The following is a 25,199-nucleotide window of genomic DNA, read 5'->3' as shown; positions in this document are numbered from 1 at the left end:
GATAGAAGGAGGTGGGGATGGTCCGCTTATTTCCCGTATATGCGGTCGAACACCCCGCCATCGTCGAAAAACTGCTTCTGGGCCTTGGCCCAGCCGCCGAACGCCTCGTCGACGGTCACCAGATTGATGTCCGGGAACTGCTTTTTGAACTGGGCGGCGACCTCCGGGTTGCGCGGGCGGTAGAAATTATGCGCGATCGCGGTCTGCGCTTCGGGGGTATAGAGATATTCCAGATAGGCTTTGGCGACCTCTTCCGTGCCGTGCTTCTTCGCATTGGCGGTGATGACCGCCACCGGGGGTTCGGCAAGGATGGAGATGGACGGCATGACGATCTCGAACTTGCCCGCGCCCAGTTCCTTTTCGGCGAGGAACGCCTCATTCTCCCACGCCAGCAGCACGTCGCCGATGCCGCGCTCGACAAAGGTGGTGGTGGAGCCGCGCGCGCCGCTGTCGAGCACCGGCACCTGCGTGAACAGGCGTTTCACATAGGCTTCGGCGGCGGCGTCGGATCCGCCCGCCTTGCGGCCATAGACCCATGCGGCGAGGAAATTCCAGCGCGCGCCGCCGCTGGTCTTGGGATTGGGGGTGATGACCTGCACGCCCGGCTTCACCAGATCGCCCCAGTCCCTGATGCCCTTGGGATTGCCCTTGCGGACGAGGAAGACGATGGTCGAGGTATAGGGCGCGCTGTTGTCGGGCAGCGCCTTCTGCCAGTCCTGCGGCAGCAGCTTCGCCCGCTCGGCGATCGCGTCGATGTCGTACCCCAGCGCCAGCGTGGCGACGTCGGCCTCCAGCCCGTCGATGATCGCGCGGCTCTGCTTGCCGGACCCGCCATGACTCATGCGGAAGGTGACGTCCTGCCCGGTCTTGTGCTTCCAATAGGTGGCGAAGGCGGGGTTGATCGCCTGATACAGCTCCCGCGTCGGATCGTAGGAAACGTTGGTGATCTGGACCGAGTTCGCCTTGTTGCCGCCGGAGCCGGAACATGCGGCGATGCCCAGCACCAGGGTGGCCATGATGGCGGTGATGAGGGGGCGGCGCTGCATTGTCATTCTCCCGGATAATGGCCGACCTATAAAATCAAGTAATTCGATTGACAATAAATTTGGGATGGCTGTCGCTAAAGCTCTCCTATCCGCTTTCGCCGCCGCGCGCCACGAAAAGCCGCCTTTTCACGCCGATGCGGTTGGCGGAACGGGGACGCGGGCGGGGTGGGCGCGCGGCTTGGTCCGGCCGGAAAAGCGGGCATGGAGGCGCGATGGGGACGATTCGCCGGGGGAATGGAAGGGCTTCGCCGCATCGGGTGGAGGCCGCCCCCGGCAGCCGGCTAAAGCCCTTCGCCGCCCACCCAATGGGCATGGGAGAGGGCGCGCGCTATGTCCCAGACCTGTCGCCTTATGTCGGGCACGGCGACGATTTCCCATGCCTCGCCCTTGGTCAGCGGCCCGACCGCATAGAGATCGAGCCGGGGTGCGCCGTCGCTGCCTACCGCCCGTCCGAAGCGGTCGACGTCGATGCCGAGGCGATGGACGTCCGGCCGGATCGTTCCCCGCGCACAGAGATGGCGCAGCAGCGCGTCCGGACAGGTGCTGATGTCGCCCTGCGGGCCGGTGCAGTTGACGATCCGCGCCACGTCGATCCGCCGCCGCTCTTCCCTTCCCCTGACGCGCCATTCGACGACGGCGCGGTCCCGGTGCGCGAGCGCGCCGACCAGCTTGCCCGCCTCGAAGTCGAGCCGGCCCTCGTCCATCCAGTCCTGAAGGCGGCGGGCGACCGAAGGGGCGATGCGGTGGCGGTGAATGTCCCAATAGGGGCGCAGATGGCGCAGGAATCGCCTCTGCGCCTGCGCGTCCAGCCTGCGCCAAAGGTCCTGCATATGCGGGCGCAGCTCATCCACTGCCGCGTGCCAGCCGACGTCCTGCGCGCGCTGCCGCACATGGCGGACCAGCAGGGAGCCGTCGACCGGCGGCCGGTCCGTCCTTTCCGTGCACGGGCCGCTGTCGAGATGGGCCTGCGGCTTCAGGCCCCGCCGCGACAGGGCGGTAACCTTCCCCCGGAATCCCGCGCGGTCGAGCGAGAGGATCGCGTCCACGGCGGTCAGCCCGGTGCCGAGCAGCAGCACATGATCGGTGGCGGCAAGGCCGGTCAGCCAGTCCCGGCCCCATGGGTCCGCATGATAGAGGCCCTCGCCAAGAGCGCTCAATTCGGGAATGTCGGCGGGCGGCAGATTGCCCTGCGCGAGGACGAGGATATCGCAGGCGATCGTGGCGCCGTCGCCCAGCGTCACGTCGAAACCCGCCGGATCGCGCCGATCCGCCGTCACCGCTTCGCCGACGATGATGCGCAGCCGGTCCGCCCCGGCGCGCTGCGCGTTCGCCGCCAGCTCCTCGGCCAGATAGCGGCCATAGGTGGAGCGCTGGACGAAGCGGATGCCGCCGTCCCTGTCGCCTTCCTCCCCGATCCAGCGCTGGAAATGGCCGGGATCGTCGGGATAGGCGCTCATGTTCGAGGTGCGGACGTTGAGCAGATGTTCCGGGCACGAGGCGCCGTAGGCGGTGCCCCGCGCCAGCCGTGCGCCGTCCCGCTCGATCAGGATCACGCGGACGTCCGGCTGGCGCAGCAGGTTGATCGCCAGCAGGGTGCCGCTGAACCCGGCCCCCGTTATGACGATCGTCTTGCCGCCGCTCACGCTGTTTTCCTTTGCCTATTCGGGGAGGAAGTCGGGGACGGAGAGATAGCGTTCGCCGGTGTCGTAGTTGAAGCCGAGGACGCGGGAGCCGGGATCGAGGTCGGGAAGCTTCTGGGCGATGGCGGCGAGGGTGGCGCCTGAGGAGATGCCGACCAGCATGCCTTCGAGACGGGCGGCCTTGCGGGCGAACTCCTTGGCGTCGGCGGGATCGACCTGGATCACGCCGTCGAGCAGCCGGGTGTCGAGATTGGCGGGGATGAAGCCCGCGCCGATGCCCTGGATGGGATGGGGACCGGGCGCGCCGCCGCTGATCACCGGAGAGAGGGTGGGCTCGACCGCATAGGCCTTGAGATGCGGCCAGCGCTGCTTGAGCACGCCGGCGACGCCGGTGAGGTGTCCCCCGGTGCCCACGCCGGTGATCAGCACGTCGATCGGATCATTGGCGAAATCGGCGAGGATCTCCTGCGCGGTGGCGCGCACATGCACCTCGACATTGGCGGGGTTCTCGAACTGCTGCGGCATCCAGGCGCCCGGCGTCTGCTCGACCAGTTCGAGCGCGCGCTCGATCGCGCCCTTCATGCCGCGCTCCTTGGGCGTCAGGTCGAAGCTGGCGCCATAGGCGAGCATCAGCCGCCGCCGCTCGACCGACATGCTCTCGGGCATCACCAGCACCAGCCGGTAGCCCTTGACCGCCGCCACCATCGCCAGGCCGATGCCGGTATTGCCCGAGGTCGGCTCGATGATCGTGCCGCCCGGCCGGAGCGCGCCCGATATCTCTGCCGCCTCGATCATCGACAGCGCGATCCGGTCCTTGATCGATCCGCCCGGATTGCTCCGCTCCGACTTGATCCACACCTCGCTGCCCAAGGGCAAATCCCCGTAAAGGCGGTTCAAACGGATATGCGGCGTGTTGCCGATCGCCTCCAGCAGGGAAGAAAAGCGCATGGGATTCGGTTCCTTCGGGTCGTCTGATTAATATAATCAAAAAAGTAGACATATAGGTGCGCGTCCGTCAACCACCCAATATGCCGATGGCCCGATATTCCTCTCGCCCTGATGGCGAAGCGGCGACAGCGGAATGATTTGAAGAACGGCCCCCTTCTGGTGTATCGCGGGAACAAGGTGAACGTGGCGGCAGGGAAATGGGGCGCCGCCGCGCTCGCCGGGTGGGGGTTATCATGAGAAATGCCGGTTGCCGGGTTGAATCCGTCCTTGGCCGGAATGCGGTCCTTCCGCCGCCGCTACCTGTGCGTTCGCGCGCGGGGCGGGGCGGACTCGTGGCCGGCCGGGCCTCGCGCGGCGGGCGGCGATCCCTTGCCCTGACGTCCGGTTTCGGGGGGAACCGGACGGCCCGGTCGCCGAAGGTGCGGTCGCGCCATCCGTCAGGATCGCGCCGCGACGGCCTTCGGCGGCCGGTTACAGCGCCGCGATGGTTCCATCCGGTCGGGAAATGCGCTACCCCGCCCGCGCCCGGCATGACGGGTGCCCTTGCTTTCACAGGAAAACACCGGTGCGCGACAGCTTCCTCTCCTCCCGCTTCGGAACGGCGCGCGGCCTTGTCCGCCTGACGCTGGCCTATGCCGAGCTGGGATTGGGGCTGGGGGCCGTCCGGGCGGGCGAGCCGGAGCAGGTGCGGCGGCTGGTGTTCGTCTGCCACGGCAATATCTGCCGCAGCGCCTTTGCCGAAAGGCTGGCGCGCGACGCGGGTATGGCGGCGGCGTCCTTCGGCCTGTCGACGGCGAGCGGCAAGCCCGCCCATCCGCCGCTCGCGGCGCTCGCGGCCGGCCGGGGGCACGATCTTTCCGCGCATCTTTCCACCGCGCAGGAGGATTATGAGCCGCTGGACGGCGACCTGCTGCTGGCGATGGAGACCCGCCACCTGCGCCTGCTGGCGCGGCATCCCCGGTTCGCGCCTCTGCCGCGCGGCCTGCTGGGCCTGCACTGCCGCCCGCCGGTGCCGCATCTGCACGACCCCTATCGGCTGAGCGACGCCTATACCCTCGCCTGCCTGCGCCGGATCGAAAGCGCGATACCGGTGCTCAGGCGGCGCTATCCCGGTGCCGTTCGCGCCTGAGGATCGCCAGCATGTCGGTGAAGAACGGCATCGGATCGTTCCGGTCCCAGATATAATAGCCGGTCGCGCGGTCGAAGAAGTCCGAGAGGTAGGACAGCGTCTCGCGCCAGCGGCTGAAGCGCGCGCGGCCGGACAGGGCGCCCGATGCCGGGGATCGCCAGATCCGCGCCAGCCTCTTGGTGTCGGGCACGACGAAGCGGGCGCGGCGTGGCGGATAGGGCGGCTGCGGCGCTTCCTCGGCGTCGGGGTCGAGCGCGCGGCGATATTCCTCCCACGCGAAGCAGACGCCGCACTGGCTGGCCAGCGCCATGCTGCCCCAGAAGCGGCCGTTGACCTCCATCAGCCAGTAGCGGCCGGTTTCGGGATCATGGCGATATTCGACCATCGCGCTGCCCCGCCAGCCGAGCGCGGCGAGCAGCGCCTCGGACAGGCGCATCTGTTCGGCATGTTCGCCCGGCGGCACGGCGGCGCACAGCGTCGATATGCCGCCGGTCGCCGGATATTCGCGCAGCCGCCGGTGCTGGAAGCGCAGCAGCGCGCGGCCCTGTTCCATCAGCAGCATCTGCCCCATGCCGTATCCGCCGCACCAGCTCTGCACCATCGGCCATCGGCCGAGCGCGTCATAGCGGGACAGCAGGCCGAGCAATCCCTGCGAGTCCTCGGCATATTCGGCCTTGAGGAAGGGCAGGCCCGCATCCTTGAGCAGCGCCCAGATGGCGGGCGGGTCGCTCCATTTCAGCACCGCCGGATAGCTCAGCCCGGCCGCCTCCGCCGCGAAATCCTCGCCCTTGCGGGGTTGCCAGCAATCGGGGGTCGACAGGCCGAGCGCCCGCGCAATCTCCAGCGTGCGGGTCTTGTCGAGAACGACGGCGAGCTGATCCCGGCGCGGCGTCGATATGCGGCAGCCGTCGATGATGTCGGGCAGCTCCGACAGGTTGAGCAGCGTCTTTTCGCCGATGGCGAACAGCACTTTCGCGCCGCTCTGCCGGATGAGAGGCGGCAGCCATTGCTCCAGCGGCGTGCCGTCCGCCGGGGGCTGGACGAATTGCCGGACGAAGCGGGACCGGCGGGCGAGCGCATGGGCGGCCTGGTCGACGGCGATAACCGGCACGCCATGACGCCCCAGCTCGCGGATGACCGTCAGCGCGATCGCGGAATCTCCCCCCAGCACGATCGCCGGGGGGAGGGAGGGGGAGGCTTTCATAAAAGCGGCAGCGCCCTTTCGTACCGCCAATTGGCCCAGGCCTGCTGCGCCATGCGCGACCAGGTGCGCAGCCGGTTGGGGGGAAGGCGCGTCGGCAGCCCGGCTCCCTCCCTTATCCCGTCCCGCGCGGGGGGGACGGGCAGGTCGGCGAACAGCGCGGGGCGCACCCCCGGATGGTCGGCGATGGCGCGGCACAGCGCCTCGCATCGCTTCATCACCGCCAGATTGGGACGGGTGCGGTCGCGCGACATCATCTCGAAGCTGTGGGTGACGGTGACGAAGCTGTGCGCGCCGGTGGCGGCGGCATGGTCCAGCGCCTGCACCATCTCGGCGGCGGACAGTGCGCAGATCTGCGCCGGGCGGAAATGGCCGGGCCGGTCGAATATGCCGGCGACGGGCGCCTCGGCCACGCGGCCCGCCAGCACGGGGTCGATCATCGCGCGGGGCAGGGCGATGCGGCATTCGCGTCCGGCATAATCGGCGTTGAAGCTGCTGTCCCATTGCAGGCCGAGCCGTTCCAGCGCGCGCAGCGTATCGTCATTGGCGCCGAAATTGCCCGCGCGGAACGCGTTGGGCGCAGGCGCCCCCGCCCGCACCAGCGCATCGCGCGCCCAGCCGATCAGCGCCACCTGATCCTCCAGCGAGAAATCGCCGATATTGCGTCCGGTGCGGCCTTCGACCGGCGACTCCTTCGCCCATTCCAGCCATTCGGTGTGGATATGGAGCTGCACGTCATGGCCGCCCGCCAGGATCGGCTGCACCATGCGCTCGACGATTTCGGGGCCGTGGACGAGGCCGGGCATGGGATCGACCATGAACACGCCTTTTATCCCATGGGCGGCCATGCGCTCCATCAGCCAGCCGACGCCGAAGCTTTTTCCGTCGATCAACCCGGCGAAGCTGCTGTCGTAATTGGCATCGACGGCCATGCCCTGCGCCTGCCGTCCGGCGGACAATTCGGTGTCGATGGTGATGAGCGCGCGCGTCATGTCGAATCCGTCCCTTATAGGGGAAGAGTGTATGTTCCCTGAACGGTGCGCGCGACTCCCGAAAATTCGGCAGAGGATGACGCTCTTGTCATCGATTGATCCGATCGGTCTTTCTGCTCTCTGGTTCTTTCGTGCATTAGAACATAAAGTGAACATATGCGCAGCGATTCGATTCTGGCGATCCCATCGAAGGATAAGCGGGGGGCGGGTGCCCCCGTGCCTTCCGTCCTGCTGGCGCTGGGCGCGGAGCGGGTGGATGCGGAGCTTGGCGGCGGGCTGAAGGGCGACGGGCTGCACGAATTCTACGCGGCGCGGGGCGAGGACGGCATCAGCGCGCTCGGCTTCGCGCTGGGCGTGGCCGCGCGCAGGCAGGCGCAGGATGGCCGTCCGCTGCTCTGGCTGCGCCTGTCGAAGGGGCCCGCCGCGCGGGCGCTGCCTTATGGGCCGGGGCTGGCGGAACTGGGGCTCTCGCCCCGGCAGCTGACGCTGCTGCTGCTGCCCGACGGCAAGGCGCTGCTGCGCGCCGGGCTGGATGCCGTCCGTTCGGGCGCGCCGGGCGTGGTGCTGCTGGACATGCAGGGACCGTGCCCGTTGCTCGACCTCACGGCCAGCCGCCGTCTTGCTCTGGCGGCGGAAGAGACGGGGACGATGGTGCTGCTGGCGCGCGGCGGCGCGCGACCCGCCCCCAGCGCAGCGCACAGCCGATGGGAGGTCGCGGCGGCCCCTTCCCCCGCGCGGGAGGGGAATATGCCCGACGCCCCGGCCTTCGCCCTGACCTTGCTGCGTCATCGCGGCGGGCGGGACGGCCTTGCCTGCACCCTCGCATGGGATCGGGACGGCGGCCTGTTCTGCGATGCGCAAGGGCGGGAAGATGGGCAGGCGCCCGCATCCCGGCCTTTCCACCCCGTCGCCGCCAATGACTGGCGGGAGGCGGGATGATGATGCCCCTCGCTTCCGCCCCGCTCCACATGGCGCTGTTCCTGCCGTGGCTGCCGTCCGAACGGGCGCTGCTGGCGCAGGCGGTGGCGCCCGATGTCCCCTTCGCCCTGATCGAGAAGCAGCGTGGCGCGCTGCGGCTGGTGGCGGTGGACCGGCGGGCGGCCCGGCTCGGCCTGACGCCGGGGCTGCCGCTGGCCGATGCGCGGGCGCGCGTGCCGGAACTGGTCTCGCTGCCTCATGCGCCGGAGGCCGACGCCGCGCTGCTCGGCAAGGTGGTGCGGCTGTGCGGCGATTTCACGCCGATGGCCGCGCCCGATCCGCCCGCCGGCGTGCTGTGCGACATGACCGGCTGCGCGCATCTTTTCGGCGGGAAGGAGGCCCTGCGCGCGGAAGCGGCGCGGCGGGTCGGGGCGCTGGGGCTGAGCGTGCGGGTCGCGCTTGCCGCAACGGGCGAGGCGGCGCTGGCGCTGGCGCGCTTCGGCGGCGAGGATGTGCGCGCGCTCCCCATAGAGGCACTGGCGGCCGGGGAGGATGTGCGCGTCGCGCTCGCCCGCGCGGGCTTCCGCACGCTGGGCGAGTTGATGGCGCAGCCCTCCGCGCCGCTCGCCGCGCGTTTCGGGGCGGAGCTGGTGCGCCTGCTCGCGCGGCTGGCGGGCGAAGAGGGCAAGCCGATGACGCCCCACCGCCCGCCCGATCCGGTGCGGGCGGAGATGCGCTTTGCCGAGCCGGTCGGCCGCACCGGCGACGTGCTCGATGCGATCGAGGCGCTGGCCGGGCAGGCGGCGCTGCTGCTGGCGCGGCGCGGCGAGGGCGGGCGCGCCTTTGCCGTGCGCCTCCACCGCAGCGACGGCCATGTCGCGCGCCTCACCGTCGAAACCGGCGCGCCGACGCGCGATCCGGCGCTGCTGCTGCGCCTGCTGCGGGAAAGGATCGACAGCCTCGCCGATCCGCTCGACCCCGGCTTCGGCTATGACAGCATCGACCTTGTCGTGCCGAGGGCCGACCGGCTGGAGGAGCGGCAGCAGGGCCTGACGCAGGAGGCGGACCCGGCGGAGCGGGATATGGCGGCGCTGCTCGATCGGCTGGCGGTGCGCCATGGCGCGGGCGCGATCCTGCGCCTCGCCGGGGAGGACAGCCATGTGCCGGAACGGGCCGGGCATCTCGCCCCCTATCGCGCGGAAACGCCGTTCGATCCGCCGCCGCCGCAAGCGGGGGAGCCGCCCACGCGGCCGCTGCTGCTGCTCGATCCGCCGCAGCAGGTGGAGGTGCTGGCCTCCGTCCCCGACGGCCCGCCGCGCCTTTTCCGCTGGCGGGACCGGGCATGGCGCATCGTGCGGCAGGAAGGGCCGGAGCGGATCGCGCCGGAATGGTGGCGGCGCGCGGACGGGCATGACGGCAATCCCGGCCTCTCCCGCGACTATTACCGGGCGGAGGCGGACAGCGGCCACCGCTTCTGGCTGTTCCGCCACGGCCTTTACGAGCGCGAGACGAGCGACCCGCGCTGGTATGTGCACGGCCTGTTCGCATGAACGCGTCGGCGCCCTTTTACGCCGAACTGGCGGCGGCGACCAATTTCTCGTTCCTGCGCGGCGCGTCGCACCCGCATGAAATGGTGCTGACTGCGATCTCGCTCGGCATGGGCGGCATCGGCATCGCCGACCGCAACACGGTGGCGGGCGTGGTGCGCGCCCATGTCGCGATGCGCGACGCGAAGGAGCAGAAGCTGCTGCCCGATGGCTTCCGCCTTGTGGTGGGCGCGCGGCTCTGCTTTGCCGACGGCACCGGCGACATCATCGCCTATCCCGCGACGCGCCACGGCTGGGGCAGGCTGACGCGGCTGCTGACGGTGGGCAATCTGCGCGCGAAAAAAGGCGATTGCATCCTCGGTCTGCCCGACCTGATCGAATATGCCGACGACCTGCTGCTGATCGCTCTGCCCGGTGCGGACGGTTCCACGCTCGCCCGGTTGCAGGATGCCGCGCCGGGCCGCGTCTGGCTGGGCGCGGCGATGCACCGGGCCGGGCGCGACGCGCGGTTGCTCGCCCGCGCGCAGGCGCAGGCGGTGCGGGCGGGGGTGCCGCTGATCGCGCTCAATGACGCGCTTTATGCCGCGCCGGAGCAGCGGCCGGTGCAGGATGTGCTGACCGCCATCCGCCTGCATCGGGAGGTCCGCTCTGCCGGCAGGGATCTCCTCGCCAATGCCGAGCGGCATCTGAAGCCCCCCGCCGAAATGGCGCGCCTGTTCGCCGCCTGCCCGCAAGCCTTGGCGGAGACGCGGCGGCTGATGGACCGCATCGCCTTCTCGCTCGACGACCTGCGCTACGAATATCCGCACGAGCCGGTGCCCTATGGGTGGGAGCCGCAGCCATGGCTGGAGCATCTGGTGATGGAGGCCGCGCGCAAGCGCTATGGCGACGTGCTGCCGGACAAGGCGCGCGGCCTGATCGACAAGGAGCTGAAGCTGATCCGCGAACAGAATTACGCCTGCTATTTCCTGACCGTGCACGATATCGTCCGCTTCGCGCGCAGCCAGGGGATACTCTGTCAGGGCCGGGGCAGCGCGGCGAACAGCATCGTCTGCTTCCTGCTGGGCGTCACCTCGGTCGATCCGATGATCCACGACCTGCTCTTTTCCCGCTTCATGTCGTCCGAACGCAAGGAGCCGCCCGATATCGACGTGGATTTCGAGCATGAGCGGCGCGAGGAGGTGATGCAATATATCTATCGCCGCTACGGGCGGGAACGCGCCGGGATCGCCGCCACCGTCATCCATTACCGCCCGCGCAGCGCGGTGCGCGAGGTCGGCAAGGCACTGGGGCTGAGCGAGGATGTGACCGCGCGGCTTTCCGGCACGGTCTGGGGCAGCTACGCATCGAAACATGACGGCAAACGGGCGCGGGAGGGCGGGTTCGATCCCGACAACCCGGAAATCGCCCGACTCAACCATTTCGTGGGCCAGCTCGTGAACTTCCCGCGCCATCTGTCGCAGCATGTCGGCGGCTTCGTGCTAACCGAGGGGCGGCTCGACGAGACGGTGCCGATCCACAATGCGGCGATGGAGGACCGCACCTTCATCGAATGGGACAAGGACGATATCGACGCGCTCGGCATCATGAAGGTGGATGTGCTGGCGCTGGGCATGCTGACCTGCATCCGCAAGAGCTTCGACCTGATGCGGCTGCACGGGCTGGGGGATCATTCGTTGCGGCTGGAACTCGAAGCCGACGATCCGGCGGTCTATGAGATGCTGTGCCGGGGCGACAGCATCGGCGTGTTTCAGGTGGAGAGCCGTGCGCAGATGAACATGCTGCCGCGCCTGCGGCCGGTCGAGTTCTACGATCTGGTGGTGCAGGTGGCGATCGTCCGCCCCGGCCCGATCGAAGGCGACATGGTGCATCCCTATCTGCGGCGGCGGGAGGGGAAGGAGAAACCCGAATATCCTTCTCCCGGTCCCGATTATCCGCAGGACGAACTGGTCGATGTGCTCGGCAAGACCTACGGCGTGCCGATCTTTCAGGAGCAGGCGATGAACCTCGCCATCACCGCCGCCGGCTTCTCCGACGAGGAGGCGAACGGTCTGCGGCGGGCGATGGCGACCTTCCGCAATGTCGGCACCATCGACAATTTCCGCGAGAAGATGGTCGGCGGCATGGTCGCGCGCGGCTATGACAAGGATTTCGCCGAGCGCTGCTTCCGCCAGATCGAAGGCTTCGGCAGCTATGGCTTCCCCGAAAGCCATGCGCAGAGCTTCGCGCGGCTGGTCTATGTGTCGGCGTGGATCAAATGCCATCATCCGGCGGTGTTCGCCTGCGCGCTGCTGAACAGTCAGCCCATGGGCTTCTACGCGCCCGCCCAGCTGGTGCGCGACGCGCGCGAACATGGGGTGGAGGTGCGCCCCGCCGACGCCAATCGCAGCGACTGGGATTCGACGCTGGAGCGGCGGGCGGACGGCGCGCTGGCGCTGCGGCTGGGGCTGAGGCAGATCGGCGGCTTTCGCGAGGACTGGGCCGGGGCGATGACCGCCGCCCGCGCCGCCGCTGGGCCGTTCCGCACCGTCGAGGAGCTGGCGCGCCGCGCGGCCCTGCCCGCCCGCGCGCTGCGCCTGCTGGCCGATGCCGACGCGTGCCGCTCGCTGGGGCTGGACCGGCGCGCGGCGCTGTGGGAAGCGCGGCGCACGCCGGAGGGGGAGCTTCCCCTCTTCGCCGCGATGCAGGCGCGGGAACTGGGGCCGGAACCGGCGGTCGCGCTGCGCCCGATGACGCTGGGCGAGCATGTCGTCGCCGATTACCAGATGACGCGCCTTTCGCTGAAGGAGCATCCGATGACGTTGCTGCGCCCGCTCTTCGACGCGGAGGGCGTCACCTCCTGCGCGGCGCTGCGCGGGTGCAAGGGCGGCGCGCGGGTGCGCGTCGCGGGCGTGGTGCTGGTGCGCCAGCGCCCCGGCAAGGGCAATGCGATCTTCCTCACGCTGGAAGATGAGGGCGGCATTGCCAATATCGTGTTGTGGGCGCGCCGGTTCGAGCGCTTCCGGCGGGAGGTGATGGCGGCGCGGCTGATGCTGGTCGAAGGCGTGGTGCAGCGCAGCCCCCAAGGGGTGATCCATGTGATGGCGTCGCGCATCCTCGACCGTTCCGACGCGCTGGGGGCGCTGACCGGCATCCCGGCCCCTGCCGCTCCGTCCGATACCCTGCCCCCGAAACGCACCTCGACCCACCCGCGCAACGTCCGCCTGCTGCCCCGCTCGCGGGATTTCCATTGAGGGGGATTGCCGATGACGAATGATAATCCTCCCCTCCCCTTTAGGAGAGGGACCGAGGGATGGAGGCGTGCCGCTAGGCGCAGGTGCCGGATTCGAGGCAGAACCCCACCCCAACCCCTCCCCTGAAGGGGAAGGGCTTGATGTCGCCTGATCACCCCAAATCCGGCCAAATCATTCCCGCTTCCCATCCCCTGCCAAAATCGCCTACTAACCCTCCATGACCGACCTTACCCCCTTCGTCGTGCCCGACAGCGAAGCGCACGGGCTGATGGCCCGCCTGCCTCGCCGCGCGCGCGATCTGGCGTTGCTGGCGCGGTTCGACCGCCCCATCGGCTGGTGGCTGCTGTTCTGGCCGGGCGCCTGGGCGATCGCGCTGGCGGGCAACGGCCTCGAACGATGGGACATGATCCTCTGGTTCCTCGTCGGCAGCATCGCGATGCGCGGGGCGGGGTGCGTGTGGAACGACATGGTCGACCGCGACCTCGACCGGCAGGTCGCGCGCACCGCCGTCCGCCCGCTCGCCAGCGGCTCGGTGTCGATGACGCTCGCGGGCGCGTGGCTGGGGCTGCTCTGCCTGATCGGCCTCGTCGTGCTGCTGCAATTGCGGGTCGAGGCGCAGGTGGTCGCGCTGTCCAGCCTGGTGCTGGTCGCCGCCTATCCGTTCATGAAACGCATTACCTGGTGGCCGCAGGCGTGGCTGGGGCTGGTGTTCAGCTGGGCCGCGCCGACCGGCTGGGTGCAGATGACCGGCGGCATCGATGCGGCGGGGCTGCTGCTCTATGCGGGCGTCATCTGTTGGGTGATCGGCTATGACAGCATCTACGCGTTGCAGGATCGCGAGGACGACGCGCTGGTCGGCATCAAGTCCAGCGCGCGGGCGATGGGCGCCCATGTGCGCGCGGGGGTGACGGGGTTCTACGCGGCGGCGCTGCTGCTGTGGGGCGGGGCGGTCTGGTTGATCCGCCCGACGCCGCTGGCGCTGGCCGCGCTGCTGCCGATGGCGGCGCATCTCTGCTGGCAGGTGGGCACGCTGAAGGAAGCGGACGGCATGGACCCGCTGGTCAAGTTCCGCTCCAACCGCTTCGCCGGGCTGCTGATGTTCGCCGCCTGCGTGGTGGTGGGGGCGAGTTGAGGTGATCGGAGCCGGAACTATACTTCCGTTCGGGCTGAGCCGTCGAAGCCCTGTACTTCCTTGAAATAAAAGAAAACAGCCGTTGGGCTTCGCCCGCCCTTCGGGTCGACAAGCTCAGGGCGAACGGAGGCAGGCGAAGTGGGCAGGCTATTCCGCCGCCAGCAATTGCTCCGCGCCGCCGAGGTCCACCGAGACGAGGCGGCTCACGCCGCGTTCCACCATCGTCACGCCGAACAGGCGGTGCATGCGGCTCATCGTCACGGCATTGTGGGTGACGATCAGATAGCGGGTGCGCGTGTCCTTCACCATCTGGTCGAGCAGGTCGCAGAAGCGCTCCACATTGGCGTCGTCCAGCGGCGCGTCCACCTCGTCGAGCACGCAGATCGGCGCGGGGTTGGTGAGGAACAGGCCGAAGATCAGCGCCACCGCGGTCAGCGCCTGCTCGCCGCCCGACAGCAGCGTCAGCGTGGAGAGCTTCTTTCCCGGTGGCTGGGCCATGATCTCCAGCCCCGCTTCCAGCGGGTCGTCGCTGTCGATCAGCTCCAGATGCGCCTGACCGCCGTTGAACAGCGCGGTGAAGAGGCGCTGGAAATGGCCGTTCACCGCCTCGAACGCGGCGAGCAACCGCGCGCGGCCCTCGCGGTTGAGGCTGCCGATCGAGCCGCGCAGCTGGTGGATCGCCTGGGTGATCTCGGCGCTTTCGGCGCGGCTCGTCTCCTGCCGCTGCTCCAGCTCCGCCAGTTCCTGCGCGGCGATCAGGTTGACCGGGCCGATCCGTTCCCGCTCCGCCGTCAGCCGGTCCAGCTCGGCCTGCTCGCCCGGCGCGGTGCCGGTGTCGGCGGCGGCGAAACCCAGTTTTTCGGGCAGCACCGGCGGCGGGCATTCGAAGCGCTCGCCGCACAGCCGGTTGGTTTCGCTGCGATGGGCGATCGCCGCCTCGGCGCGGGCGGCGGCCCCGGCGCGCGCCTCGCGCGCGACCGACAGCGCCTCGCCCGCCTGTGCGAGCGTCGCTTCGGCCCGGCGCAGCGCGGCCTCGGCGGCGCTTTCCTCGCCTTGCGCTTCCCGCGCCCGTTCGGCCAGCGTCAGGCTCTCGGCGGAAAGGGTTTGCGCCTCCGCCGCCAGCGCCTCCGGCCGCCCGGCGAGGATGGCGCGCTCCTCCGCAATGGCTTGCCCGCGCGCGGTCATGTCGGCAAGGCGCTTGCCCGCCTCGCCGGACCGGCTGCGCCAGCGGCGGATATCGCCCTCGGCATCGCCCAGCCTGCGGCGGTCGGCGTCGAGCGCCCGTTCGCCCAGCGCCGCGTCGGCCTGCAACTGGCTGGCGCGGGCATGGGCGGCCTCGCTGCGGGCGGAAAGATCGGCGACCAGCGCGCGCGTCTCGCTGCCGTCCGGCATCTGGCCGAGCGCGGCTTCGGCCGTTTGAAGCTCCGCCTGCGCGGCGGCCAGATCCGCCGCCGCCTCTTCGGCGCGGACGGAGACGTCGCCGCGCCGCGCGGCGAGGCGGTCGATCTGCGCGATCGCGTCGTCGCGCCGTCGCGCCGCCGCCGCCCCGTCACGCTCGGCCGTCGCCAGATCGGCGCGCAGCGTGGCGATCGCCTGCGTGGCGGCAGTAGCGCGCTCATTCGCAGCGGCGAGCGCGGCCTGCGCCCGTTCCACCTCGGCGCGGGTGGCGGGCAGTTGCGCGTCGAGCGCGTCGAGCCGATTGGCGCGGATCAGCCTTTGCGCGGTCGCCGCGCCCGCCGCTTCCTCGCCGCCCCGCGCGACCAGCCCGTCCCAGCGGCGGACCTGTCCGTCGCGCGTCACCAGCCGCTGCCCGGCGGCGAGCGGCTGGCCCTCGTCCCGCTCCGCCACGACGATCTGCGCGAGGCGGCGGGCGAGCGCGGGCGGCGCGGTCACATGGGCGGCGAGCGCTTCGGTTCCCTCCGGCGGCGCGGGGTCGCCGGGCAGTGCCTGCGCGCCCGCCCAATGGCGCGGCGCGGTGTCGCTGAGGCCCGCCTCCAGATCGTCGCCCAGCGCTGCGGCCAGCGCCAGCTCATAGCCCGGCGCGACGCGCAGCCTGTCGATCAGCCGGTCCCCGCCGGAGGCGGCGCCGCTGCCCAGCGCCCGGCGCAGCGCCTGCGCCTCGCTGTCGAGCGCCGAAAGCGTGGCCTTGCTGGCGGAAAGCGCGGATTCCGCCTCCGCGCGCAGCCGGGCGGCCTCGTCGCGCTCGCCCTCGGCCCGCGCCAGCGCCGCCTCGGCCTCCATCTGCCGGGCCTGCGCCGTCTCGATCGCGGAGGCGGCCTCGTCGCGCTGCGCCTCCAGCGGCGCGGCCTGCGGCAGGGCGGCGAGTTCGTCCTGAAGCCGCTGCGCGTCGCGGCGGGCGCGGTCGACCCGGCCCTGCGCGGTGGACAGCGCGGCCTGCGCGACCTTCAGTTCCGCCTGCTCGCTCGCCTGCCGCGCCATCGCCTTCGCCAGATCCAGCTCGGCGGCGCGCGCCTGCTCCTGCGCCTCGGCGATGCGGGCGGCCAGCGCAGGCGCGCGCGCCTCGCCCTCCGCAATCCGTTCCTTGAGCGACGCCACTTCCTCGCCCAGCCGGGCGATGGCGTCGGCCGCATCATGGGCGAGCGCGTCCTCCCGCTCGCGGTCCTCGGCAAGGCGGCGGTCCTGCGCGTCGAGATCGGCGAGGCGGCGCACCGCCTCTTCCTGCCGGGCCTTGAGCGCGGCGAGGCGATGTCCGGCCTCGCTGGCGGCGTCGCGCGCGGTCTGCGCGGCGGAGCGGGCCTGCGCCAGCGCCTGCGTCGCCGCCTCGGCATGGGCGGAGGCGGCCTGTTGCGCCTCCATCGCGGCGAGCACGGCGGCCTCCCGCGCCTTAGCCTCGTTCTGCGCCGAGGTCGCGGTCGCGTCCGCCTCGCGCCAGCGGGCGAAGAGCGCGCGCGCTTCGGCCACGCGGATCGCCTCGGACAGCTTCGTATAGCGCTCCGCCGCCTTGGCCTGCCGCCGCAGCGCGGCCGCGCGCAGGTCCATGTCGGCGAGGATTTCATCGAGCCGGGCGAGATTGGCTTCGGCCGCGCGCAGCTTCTGCTCGGCATCCTTGCGGCGCACATGCAGGCCGGCGATGCCCGCCGCCTCTTCCAGCATCGCGCGCCGTTCCTGCGGTCGGGCGGCGATGACGGCGGCGATCTTGCCCTGGCTGACGAGCGCCGGGCTGTGCGCGCCAGTCGCGGCGTCGGCGAACAGCAGCGCGACGTCCTTCGCCCGCACGTCGCGGCCGTTGGCGCGATAGGCGCTGCCCGCGCCGCGCTCGATCCGGCGGACGATCTCCAGCTCTCCGTCGGCTCCCGCTTCGATGGCGGGGGTGATGTCGCCCGGCGGCGCGCTGGCGTGCAGCATCACCTCGGCGAAATCGCGGCGGGGGCGGGTGGCGGTGCCCGCGAAGATCACGTCCTCCATGCCGCCGCCGCGCATCGAGCGGGCGCTGGATTCGCCCATCACCCAGCGGATCGCCTCCAGCAGGTTGGACTTGCCGCAGCCATTGGGGCCGACGATGCCGGTCAGGCCGGGCTCGATCCGCAGTTCCGTCGCGTCGACGAAGCTCTTGAAGCCGGACAGCTTGAGGCGGCGAATTTCCATCCGCGCCTATCCTGCGATCGCGCGGAGGAAGGAGGAAAGGGAAAGCGAGGCGGCCCGCCCGGTCAGAGGCCGGCCTCCGTCAGCCGGGCCTTCAGCACGTCCCAGGTCGCGGCGTTTTCCACCACCTTGTCGTTGATCAGCAGCGTCGGCGTGCCGGTGATGTTGTAGGTGGCGGTCGCCTCCTGAACATGGGCGGCGATGGTTTCGGCCGCCTTGCCGTCGGACAGGCATTGCCTCACCTTGTCCTCGGTCAGGCCGCGCTGCTTGGCGAAATCGATGAGGCCGCCAAGCTCGGCGAGCGCGATGAAGCGGTCCTTCGGCGCGGCGTTCATCGCCTGGCTGTAGGCGGCGTCGCCCTTGCCCTGAATGGTCTGGAACAGCGCGGCCTGGTTGGCGAACAGCTGGTGCGACAGCGGGAAATAGGTCTCCGCGCCGTTGCACCCGGCGATCAGCGCCATCGTCATGTCTACGGGATCGCGCACGAACGGGCGAAATTCGAAGCTCATCTTGCCGGTATCGACCATTTTCCGCACGTCTTCGTCCGATTGCTGCGTGAAATCGGCGCAATGCGGGCAGGTGTAGGACCCGAATTCGGCCACCTTGATCGCCGCATCGGGGTTGCCCATCAGATAGCCGCCCTTTTCGGTGGCGACGACCACGCCGCTCCACGTCTTGCCCGCGGGCGGCGGCACGGTCTCGCCCGCCGCGACCTTCGGCACGTCGCCGCCGGTCTTGTCCTTGTCGCCGCAGGCGGCGAGGCCGAGCGCGAGACAGGCGGCGGTGAGGAGAGCGAGGGACTTTTTCACGCGGGGCAGCTCCGAAAACTAAAGGGCGAAACGAAGATAGGGCGGTTTAAATCAGTTCGGGGTGGCGGGCAACAGAGGGCGCAACCCGGCCCAGTCATGCGCCTGCGTCAGCTTGCCGTCGACGAGGAAGGATGGGGTGCCCTGCACGCCGTCCTGCTCCACCGCGCGCCTGGTCATCGCCAGCACCTGTTCCAGCGCCGCCGCGTCGGCGAGGCAGGCGCGGCCCTGCGCCGGGGTGACGCCGCGCTTCTCCATCAGCGCGAAAAGGCCGGTCCTGTCGGCGATGTCCGCCATCGCCGCCGCCTGCGAGGCGTTGGCGGGCAGGGCGGGCTTATAGGCGCGCGCCTTGTCCAGCCACGCGTCCTGATTGGCGAACAGCGCCTCATGATTGCCGAAGAAGCGCGCCGCCCCGCCGCAGCGGGCGAGCAGCGCCGCCGTCATGTCGAACCGGTCGCGCACCAGATTGCGCACCTCGACCGCGAGCGTGCCCCTGGCGATCCAGCCGCTTTTCAATGGGCCGGTGCCCTCGGCGACGAAGTGGGCGCAATGCGGGCAGGTATAGCTCACATATTCGACGAGCCGGTGCTTTGCCGCCGGGTTGCCGAGCACATGGGCGCCCTCGGCCGTGCGGGTGACGGTGCGGGTCCAGTCCTTCGCCGGGGCGGCGCGGGCGTGGAGGGCCGCGGGGGCAAGCAGGACGGGCGAAAGCGCCAGCGCGCCGAGCGCGAGGAGCAGGAAGCGGAGCGGTTTCACGGGCGGGGCGACTCTGGTTGTCGGGAACATCTCAGCTGATCTTGCCGATGGGCCGGGTATTGGCAAGCCCCTGCGCCATCGCCTCCAGCACGGCGCGCAGTTCCGGGTCGCCGATGTCGCGCAGCGACTCGCCCAGCTCGGTCGGCACCGGGCGCAAAGTGGCCGGGGGCGGGCGGCGTTCCGGCTCCCGCCGGGCGACCTCGCCGGGGCGGATCGCGACCTTGACGATCGCCTCATAGCCGAAGAAGCGGTTCACCCGCTCGATGATCTCGGGCAGCACATGCTGGATGATCGTCGCCTGCCCGCTCATCACGGTGAGGGACAGCGTGCCCTTTTCCTTCTTGCCCGCCGGGAAGCGGATGGATTCGGGCGCGGAGAGCGCGGCATAGCGCTCGCCGACGATCTCCGCCCAGCGCGTGACGACGCTCGACTGCACGAAGCCGAAGCGGCGGAAGGCCGCGCCGCCGATTCGCGGCATCAGGTCCGCGATCGCGCGCGGGCCGCCGATGCGCTCCGCCCCGGCCCGCTCCCCGGAGGCATTGGGGGCGGCCTTGCGCGATTTGCGCGCGGATTTCGGTTTCGCAGGTTCCGTCATTGTCCGCTCCATGCCATAGCGGCGCGATGTTGGCAAAGAGGTCCCCTGCAGGCGCGCCCGGCGCCGCCCCGTCCGAAAGCGTGGCGGACGCGCTTTTGCGCCATTACGACGCCCACGCCCGCCGCCTGCCCTGGCGAATCCCGCCCGGCGCGTCGGAAAGGGCGGACCCCTATCGCGTCTGGCTGTCGGAGATCATGCTGCAACAGACGACCGTGGCCGCCGTCATCCCCTATTTCGAGAAATTCACCACGCGCTGGCCGGATGTCGCCGCGCTCGCCCATGCCGACGAGGCGGAGGTGATGGCCGCCTGGGCGGGGCTGGGCTATTATGCGCGGGCGCGCAACCTCATCGCCTGCGCGCGGGTGGTGGCCGACGAGCTGGGCGGGCGCTTCCCCGATAGCGAGGAGGGGCTGCTCGCGCTGCCGGGCGTGGGCGCCTATACCGCCGCCGCGATCGCCGCGATCGCCTTCGGCCGCCGCGCGGTGGTGGTCGACGCCAATGTCGAGCGCGTCGTCGCCCGTCTGTTCGCGATTGCCACGCCGTTGCCGCAGGGACGGGGCGCAATTCGCGAGGCGACCGACCGCATCACGCCGGACGCGCGCGCCGGGGATTTCGCGCAGGCGATGATGGACCTGGGGTCGGCCGTCTGCACGGTGAAGACGCCGCAATGCCTGCTCTGCCCGCTGCGCCCGCAATGCGCCGCCCATGCCGAGGGGCGGGCGGAGGTCTATCCGGTCAAGCCGCCGAAGAAGGAAAAGCCGACCCGCGAAGGGCTGATCTGGTGGCTGGAGCGGGAGGACAGCCATGTCTGGATCGAGCGGCGCGGCGACAAGCGCATGCTGGGCGGCATGGCGGGCCTGCCCGGCACCGCATGGGATGCGCGCGGCGGTGCGCAGGGCGGGGAGCCGCCGGTGCCGGGCGACTGGATCGCGCTCAATGCCGGGGTGGAGCATGTGTTCACCCATTTCCGCCTGTTGCTGTCGGTGCGGCGGCAGGTGGTCGGGGCTGCATGCCTGCCCGATGGCGAGGGCCAATGGTGGCCGCTCGCCCGGATCGGTGAGGCGGGGCTGCCCACCGTCTTCGCCAAGGTCGTTCACCGCATGACGGAAAAGGGATGAAGATGCAGGACAAGAACGCATTGCCCATCGGTTTCGCCGCGCCCGCACCCATCGATCGCTGGGATCAGACGCGCGCCGACCCTGCGCTGCTCGCCAAGGCCTATGCCGATCCGCGGGCGCGGCGGCTGGTGCTCGACGGCCTCGACCCGCTGCTCGACGGCGGCAGGCTGGTGCGCGAGCCGATGCCCGCCGGTGCCGACCCCGCCGCCCATATCCTGCTGGGGCGGGAAAGCGACGGCGTGCCGCTGTTCGCCGAATTGCGGCGGGATATTCCGCATGGCGCCACCTATGCGCCGCGCGTGTGGGAGGCCGCGACCGAGCTGGAGCCGGGCGAACTGGCGCTCTATGGCGGCACGCGCAGCCTTGTCGACTGGCATGCGCGGCACGGCTTCTGCGCGGTGTGCGGCGGCGCGACGGTCGTCGCCAAGGGCGGCTGGGCGCGGGCCTGCACCGCCTGCGCGGCGGAGCATTTCCCGCGCGTCGATCCGGTCGTCATCATGCTGGCCGAATATGAAGGCCGCGTCCTCGTCGCCCGCCAGCCGCGCTTCCCGCCGCGCCGCTATTCCGCGCTCGCCGGCTTCGTCGAGCCGGGCGAGACGATCGAGGGCGCGGTCGCGCGCGAACTGTTCGAGGAGGCGGGCATCCGCGTCCGCGACGTGCGCTATGTGATGAGCCAGCCCTGGCCTTTTCCGTCCTCGCTGATGATCGCCTGCACAGCGCGGGCGGAGGACGATCGCCTGACCGTCGATCATACCGAGCTGGAGGACGCCTTCTGGGTCGATGCCGCCGGGGTGCGCGCCGCCCTCGATGGGGAAGAGGACGCGCCCTTCGTGGCGCCGCCGTCGATGGCGGTTGCGCGCTGGTTGCTGGTGCACTGGCTGGACGGAATGGCGACCCGTCCTTAGGTTGCGGCCCCCGCCCCGACATTGCGCCGGACGATGGGGGCGGCTATGGCGCTGGGCTGGCATCCACAGGATCAGATCGGGACCGCTCTTCCATGCTTTCACTCTCGCAGGCTCAGGATCGCGCGCAGGCATTGGTGGACGAGGCCCGCCGGGCGGGCGCCGACGCGGCCGACGCCCTCTATGTCTGCAACGCCTCCACCGGCGTTTCGGTGCGGCTGGGCGAGATGGAGGATGTCGAGCAATCCGAAGGCGAGGAGATCGGCCTGCGCATCTTCGTGGGCCAGCGCTCCGCCACCGTCTCGGCCTCGGATCTGGAGCGGGCCTCGCTCTCGGCCCTCGTCGATCGCTGCCTCGCCATGGCGCGGGAAGCGCCGGAGGATCCCTATGCGGTGCTCGCCCCCGAGGCGCGGCTGCTGCGCGGCAAGCCGCCCGTGCTCGATCTGGTCGATGCGGACGAGGTGGACCCGGCCGCGCTCAAGGAGCGCGCGCTGACGGCGGAGGACGCCGCCCGCTCCATCCCCGGCATCACCAACAGCGAAGGCGGCGGCGCGAGCATGGGCCGCACGCAGATCGCGCTCGCCACCAGCCATGGCTTCGCGGGCAGCTATGCGGCGACCATCCACGGTACATGGGCCAGCGTGCTGGCGGGCGAGGGCGGCGGGATGCAGCGCGACTCCGCCAGCCACAGCGCCCGTCATCTCAAGGATCTGGACGATGCCGAGCATATCGGCCGCCGCGCCGGGCAGCGCGCGGTGGCCCGCCTGCACCCGGAAAAGGTGGCGAGCGGCGTGATGCCGGTGATCTTCGACCCGCGCATCGGCGGCAGCCTCGTCGGTCATCTGATCGGCGCGATCGCAGGCCCGGCGATCACCCGCCGGTCGAGCTTCCTGCTCGACGATCTGGGCGCGCGGCTGTTCGACAGCGGCGTGACGATCATGGACGATCCGCACCGCAAGCGCGGCCTGCGCTCCCGCCCGTTCGACGGCGAGGGGCTGCCGACGCAGCGGCGCGCGCTGATCGACCGGGGGGTGCTGACCGGTTGGCTGCTCGATTCGGCCTCGGCGCGGCAGCTTGGGCTGGAGCCGACCGGCCATGCCAGCCGGGGCACCAGCGGCTCGCCGGGCGTGTCCGCGACCAATGTGCATATAGAGCCGGGCACGCTTTCCCCCGGCGACCTGATGAGCGGGATCGAACGCGGCATCTATGTGACCGAGTTGATCGGCATGGGCGTCAACATGGTGACCGGCGATTACAGCCGGGGCGCGTCGGGCTTCCTGATCGAGAATGGCGCGGTGTCGCATGCGGTGTCGGAAATCACCATCGCCGGATCGCTGAAGGAGATGTTCGCGGCGATGATCCCCGCCAGCGACCTCGCCTTCCGCTACGCGATCAACGTGCCGACGCTGCGGATAGACGGGATGACGGTGGCGGGTGGCTGACCGGGCGCTCCGCCCCGTCGTCGATGCGGTCGCGCGGGCGGCCGACCTTGCGCTGGAGCAATGGGCGGTCGGCCGGACGCAGGTGCGGCATTGGGAGAAGGAACCGGGCCAGCCGGTGTGCGACGCCGACATTGCCGTCAACCACATGCTGCGCGAGGAACTGATGCGGATCGCGCCGGATGCGGGCTGGCTCTCCGAGGAAAGCGTCGACAGCGCCGCGCGGCAGGATGCGGAGCGGCTGTGGATCGTCGACCCGATCGACGGCACCAAGGATTATATCGCGGGCCGGAGCGGCTGGGCGGTGTCGGTCGCGCTGGTGGAGCGGGGCGAGCCGGTGATCGGCGTGCTGGCGGCCCCCGCCCGCAACGAGCTTTGGATCGCGCATGCGGGCGAGGGCGCGCGCCGCAACGGCAGGCTGCTGCGCGCGGGCGACCGCCGGGTGCTCGCGGGCGCGCGCGTGCCCGCCGAGGCGCTGCCCCATGAGGACGCGGACCTGCGCATGGTGCCGCGCCCCAACAGCATCGCGCTGCGCATGGCGATGGTGGCGGCGGACGAGGCCGATCTGGTCGCGACGGTGCGCTGGGGCAATGAATGGGATGTCGCCGCCGCCGCGCTGATCGCGCGCGAGGCGGGCGCGACGGTCAGCGACGCGCTGGGCCAGCCGCTGCTGTTCAACCGGCCCGATCCGGTGGCGTTCGGCATATTATGCTGCGCGCCGGGCCTCCACGAGGCGGCGGTCGAACGCCTGTCCGGGCGCGCCCGGCGGATATTGGGAATGAACGACCGGGATACTCTTTAACCCCGGTCGGAGAAGATATATTTTCCCTCGCGCAGTGCCGACAGGCCGGGGCGCTTGAACAGTTTCCACCGCTCCGCCCAGGCGATCAGCAGCAGCGCGGTCGCGCCGAAGGCGAGGAAGCCCAGCGACATCGGCAGCACCGTGCCGTCGAAGGCCGCGCCGACCAGCCCGCCCAGCACGGTGGAGAGCAGCGTCGTCAGCGCCGCCTGCACCGACGCCGCCAGCCCCGCGCCTCTGGTGAACGGCTCCAGCGAGATGGAGCTGAAATTCGCGCCGGAGAAGGAGAAGCAGGTCGTCGTGATGCTCTGGATGACGATGAACACCAGCAGATGCTCATAGCCGGTGAGGATGATCGCGCAATGCAGCAGCGACACCGCCACCAGCACCAGCACCGCGCTCTGGCTGAGGCGGCGGGCGCCGAATCGCTCGACCAGGCGGCTGTTCATCAGGCTGCCCACGCCCATCCAGATCGCGATTGCGGCGAAGCCGATCGAGAAATATTCGCCCGCGTCGAACACGTCGAAGAAAATCTGCTGGATCGACACCAGAAAGCCGATGAGGCCGCCCATCATGATGCCGCTCGCCAGCATATGGCCGATGGAATTGCGGTTGGTGACCACCTGCACGAAGGTGGTCCACAGGTCGCGCGGGCCGATGGCGCTGCGGCTTTCGGGCGGCAGGGTTTCGGGCAGGCGCAGGAATTGCCACACCGCCAGCACCGCGATGAGCAGCAGCAGCAGGCCGAAGATCCAGCGCCACGGCGCGACCAGCAGCACCAGCGCGCCGACGCTGGGCGCCAGCACCGGCACGATGACGAAGGTGACCATGATGAGCGACATCACCCGCGCCATCGCGTCGCCACGGAAGCAGTCGCGCACGATGCTCATCGCGACGACGCGGCAGGAGGCGACGCTCAGCCCGGCGAGCAGCCGCGCGCCGAGCAGGATGGGGAAGCTCGTCGCCAGCGCGCAGATCAGCGTCGAGACGATCTGCAGGCAGGCCGCGACCATCAGGATGCGGCGGCGGCCGAATCGGTCCGACAGCGGGCCGTAGACCAGCGAGCCGATGCCAAGGCCCAGCAGGAAGATGGTGATGATATTCTGCCGGTCATTGGCATCGGCGACATGCAGGTCGGCGCCGATCTGCGGCAGGGCGGGCAGCATGGTGTCGATCGACAGCGCGGTGATCGACATCAGCGCCGCCATCATGATGACGAATTCCAGATTGCCCATGCCTGCGGGCGGGCCATGGGGATGATTCTTCTGTCTATCGGAGTGCATGCCCCTCCCTATGGCCGCATAAGAAGAGCAAGGCCAGCCCCTATGCGCCCCCTATGTGCGCCGCTCCGCCGCCCGCTCCTTTCCGCCGTCGCGCGCGGCGGAGCGGCAAAAA

Annotated in this window: 19 protein-coding genes; 9 read left to right on the top strand and 10 right to left on the bottom strand. The window is 70.4% G+C overall.

The annotated features are described in order from the left end of the window. Window positions 1-26: 26 nt before the first annotated feature. The 3 genes from GGR43_RS01365 to cysK all read right to left on the bottom strand — a co-directional run bounded on the left by GGR43_RS01365 (window position 27) and on the right by cysK (window position 3,634). Window positions 27-1,046, bottom strand: a complete 1,020-nt coding sequence (locus GGR43_RS01365) for a sulfate ABC transporter substrate-binding protein (RefSeq protein WP_188070141.1) — start codon at window positions 1,044-1,046, stop codon at window positions 27-29. 281 nt (window positions 1,047-1,327) lie between these two features. After that, a complete protein-coding gene (locus GGR43_RS01360) occupies window positions 1,328-2,689 on the bottom strand; it encodes an FAD/NAD(P)-binding protein (protein ID WP_188070140.1) in 1,362 nt (453 codons plus the stop codon). 15 nt (window positions 2,690-2,704) lie between these two features. Next, window positions 2,705-3,634, bottom strand: coding sequence for a cysteine synthase A (cysK, locus tag GGR43_RS01355; protein WP_188070139.1), 930 nt, complete (start codon window positions 3,632-3,634; stop codon window positions 2,705-2,707). Between the two features lie 565 nt (window positions 3,635-4,199). Between cysK and GGR43_RS01350 the strand changes: the two genes are divergently transcribed. Further along, window positions 4,200-4,763: an arsenate reductase/protein-tyrosine-phosphatase family protein gene (locus GGR43_RS01350; protein ID WP_284278968.1), complete on the top strand. Its 564-nt coding sequence runs from the start codon at window positions 4,200-4,202 to the stop codon at window positions 4,761-4,763. Here the strand turns inward: GGR43_RS01350 and GGR43_RS01345 are convergent. Beyond that, complete coding sequence (locus GGR43_RS01345; protein WP_188070138.1) at window positions 4,729-5,967, bottom strand: carboxylate--amine ligase; 1,239 nt, start codon at window positions 5,965-5,967, stop codon at window positions 4,729-4,731. The two genes, GGR43_RS01350 and GGR43_RS01345, sit on opposite strands and share 35 nt — an antisense overlap. Then, complete coding sequence (locus GGR43_RS01340; RefSeq protein WP_188070137.1) at window positions 5,964-6,956, bottom strand: polysaccharide deacetylase family protein; 993 nt, start codon at window positions 6,954-6,956, stop codon at window positions 5,964-5,966. The genes GGR43_RS01345 and GGR43_RS01340 overlap by 4 nt, the downstream gene beginning before the upstream one ends. Window positions 6,957-7,172: 216 nt before the next feature. Between GGR43_RS01340 and GGR43_RS01335 the strand changes: the two genes are divergently transcribed. From GGR43_RS01335 to ubiA, 4 genes are all read left to right on the top strand, one after another. Continuing rightward, window positions 7,173-7,895, top strand: coding sequence for an ImuA family protein (locus tag GGR43_RS01335; protein WP_188070136.1), 723 nt, complete (start codon window positions 7,173-7,175; stop codon window positions 7,893-7,895). Further along, window positions 7,892-9,424 carry a Y-family DNA polymerase gene (locus GGR43_RS01330; protein ID WP_246343260.1) on the top strand — a complete coding sequence of 511 codons (1,533 nt, stop codon included), beginning with the start codon at window positions 7,892-7,894 and terminating at the stop codon, window positions 9,422-9,424. Before GGR43_RS01335 ends, GGR43_RS01330 begins: the two co-directional genes overlap by 4 nt. After that, window positions 9,421-12,654 (top strand): error-prone DNA polymerase, encoded by a 3,234-nt coding sequence (locus GGR43_RS01325; RefSeq protein WP_188070135.1) that lies wholly within the window; start codon window positions 9,421-9,423, stop codon window positions 12,652-12,654. Before GGR43_RS01330 ends, GGR43_RS01325 begins: the two co-directional genes overlap by 4 nt. A 217-nt stretch (window positions 12,655-12,871) precedes the next feature. Next, window positions 12,872-13,786 (top strand): 4-hydroxybenzoate octaprenyltransferase, encoded by a 915-nt coding sequence (gene ubiA / locus GGR43_RS01320; RefSeq protein WP_188070134.1) that lies wholly within the window; start codon window positions 12,872-12,874, stop codon window positions 13,784-13,786. Window positions 13,787-13,933: 147 nt separating this feature from the next. Here the strand turns inward: ubiA and smc are convergent, their stop codons facing one another. From smc to GGR43_RS01300, 4 genes are all read right to left on the bottom strand, one after another. Beyond that, window positions 13,934-17,392 (bottom strand): chromosome segregation protein SMC, encoded by a 3,459-nt coding sequence (gene smc, locus GGR43_RS01315; protein ID WP_188070133.1) that lies wholly within the window; start codon window positions 17,390-17,392, stop codon window positions 13,934-13,936. Between the two features lie 62 nt (window positions 17,393-17,454). Continuing rightward, window positions 17,455-18,198 (bottom strand): DsbA family protein, encoded by a 744-nt coding sequence (locus tag GGR43_RS01310; protein ID WP_284278926.1) that lies wholly within the window; start codon window positions 18,196-18,198, stop codon window positions 17,455-17,457. Window positions 18,199-18,249: 51 nt separating this feature from the next. Beyond that, window positions 18,250-18,951: a DsbA family protein gene (locus GGR43_RS01305; RefSeq protein WP_284278927.1), complete on the bottom strand. Its 702-nt coding sequence runs from the start codon at window positions 18,949-18,951 to the stop codon at window positions 18,250-18,252. Between the two features lie 31 nt (window positions 18,952-18,982). Then, window positions 18,983-19,546: a DUF721 domain-containing protein gene (locus GGR43_RS01300; RefSeq protein WP_188070131.1), complete on the bottom strand. Its 564-nt coding sequence runs from the start codon at window positions 19,544-19,546 to the stop codon at window positions 18,983-18,985. A gap of 26 nt (window positions 19,547-19,572) precedes the next feature. Between GGR43_RS01300 and mutY the strand changes: the two genes are divergently transcribed. The 4 genes from mutY (at window position 19,573) to GGR43_RS01280 (ending at window position 23,807) form a co-directional block, all read left to right on the top strand. Then, on the top strand, window positions 19,573-20,664 hold the full coding sequence (gene mutY, locus GGR43_RS01295) for an A/G-specific adenine glycosylase (RefSeq protein ID WP_188070130.1): 1,092 nt from the start codon (window positions 19,573-19,575) through the stop codon (window positions 20,662-20,664). Continuing rightward, the gene (gene nudC / locus GGR43_RS01290; RefSeq protein ID WP_188070129.1) at window positions 20,661-21,569 is read left to right on the top strand and encodes an NAD(+) diphosphatase; all 909 of its coding nucleotides are present in this window, start codon (window positions 20,661-20,663) and stop codon (window positions 21,567-21,569) included. Before mutY ends, nudC begins: the two co-directional genes overlap by 4 nt. Window positions 21,570-21,661: 92 nt before the next feature. Beyond that, window positions 21,662-23,008 carry a TldD/PmbA family protein gene (locus GGR43_RS01285; RefSeq protein ID WP_188070128.1) on the top strand — a complete coding sequence of 449 codons (1,347 nt, stop codon included), beginning with the start codon at window positions 21,662-21,664 and terminating at the stop codon, window positions 23,006-23,008. Beyond that, complete coding sequence (locus GGR43_RS01280; protein WP_188070127.1) at window positions 23,001-23,807, top strand: inositol monophosphatase family protein; 807 nt, start codon at window positions 23,001-23,003, stop codon at window positions 23,805-23,807. Before GGR43_RS01285 ends, GGR43_RS01280 begins: the two co-directional genes overlap by 8 nt. Here the strand turns inward: GGR43_RS01280 and GGR43_RS01275 are convergent. Next, the gene (locus GGR43_RS01275; RefSeq protein WP_246343259.1) at window positions 23,804-25,087 is read right to left on the bottom strand and encodes a multidrug effflux MFS transporter; all 1,284 of its coding nucleotides are present in this window, start codon (window positions 25,085-25,087) and stop codon (window positions 23,804-23,806) included. The genes GGR43_RS01280 and GGR43_RS01275 overlap by 4 nt on opposite strands. Between the last annotated feature and the right edge of the window lie 112 nt (window positions 25,088-25,199).

Source organism: Sphingobium jiangsuense, from assembly GCF_014196495.1.
GTDB lineage: Bacteria > Pseudomonadota > Alphaproteobacteria > Sphingomonadales > Sphingomonadaceae > Sphingobium > Sphingobium jiangsuense.
The sequence above is the reverse complement of the archived record's forward strand: the minus strand, read 5'-3'. Positions and strand labels throughout refer to the sequence as shown.

Excerpts from the sequence above, each read along its gene's own strand:
- GGR43_RS01365 (WP_188070141.1), bottom strand. The coding sequence starts at position 1,046 with ATGCAGCGCCGCCCCCTCATCACCGCCATCATGGCCACCCTGGTGCTG.
- cysK (WP_188070139.1), bottom strand. The coding sequence starts at position 3,634 with ATGCGCTTTTCTTCCCTGCTGGAGGCGATCGGCAACACGCCGCATATC.
- GGR43_RS01345 (WP_188070138.1), bottom strand. The coding sequence starts at position 5,967 with ATGAAAGCCTCCCCCTCCCTCCCCCCGGCGATCGTGCTGGGGGGAGAT.
- GGR43_RS01340 (WP_188070137.1), bottom strand. The coding sequence starts at position 6,956 with ATGACGCGCGCGCTCATCACCATCGACACCGAATTGTCCGCCGGACGG.
- GGR43_RS01330 (WP_246343260.1), top strand. The coding sequence starts at position 7,892 with ATGATGATGCCCCTCGCTTCCGCCCCGCTCCACATGGCGCTGTTCCTG.
- GGR43_RS01325 (WP_188070135.1), top strand. The coding sequence starts at position 9,421 with ATGAACGCGTCGGCGCCCTTTTACGCCGAACTGGCGGCGGCGACCAAT.
- ubiA (WP_188070134.1), top strand. The coding sequence starts at position 12,872 with ATGACCGACCTTACCCCCTTCGTCGTGCCCGACAGCGAAGCGCACGGG.
- smc (WP_188070133.1), bottom strand. The coding sequence starts at position 17,392 with ATGGAAATTCGCCGCCTCAAGCTGTCCGGCTTCAAGAGCTTCGTCGAC.
- GGR43_RS01300 (WP_188070131.1), bottom strand. The coding sequence starts at position 19,546 with ATGACGGAACCTGCGAAACCGAAATCCGCGCGCAAATCGCGCAAGGCC.
- mutY (WP_188070130.1), top strand. The coding sequence starts at position 19,573 with ATGTTGGCAAAGAGGTCCCCTGCAGGCGCGCCCGGCGCCGCCCCGTCC.
- nudC (WP_188070129.1), top strand. The coding sequence starts at position 20,661 with ATGAAGATGCAGGACAAGAACGCATTGCCCATCGGTTTCGCCGCGCCC.
- GGR43_RS01285 (WP_188070128.1), top strand. The coding sequence starts at position 21,662 with ATGCTTTCACTCTCGCAGGCTCAGGATCGCGCGCAGGCATTGGTGGAC.
- GGR43_RS01275 (WP_246343259.1), bottom strand. The coding sequence starts at position 25,087 with ATGCACTCCGATAGACAGAAGAATCATCCCCATGGCCCGCCCGCAGGC.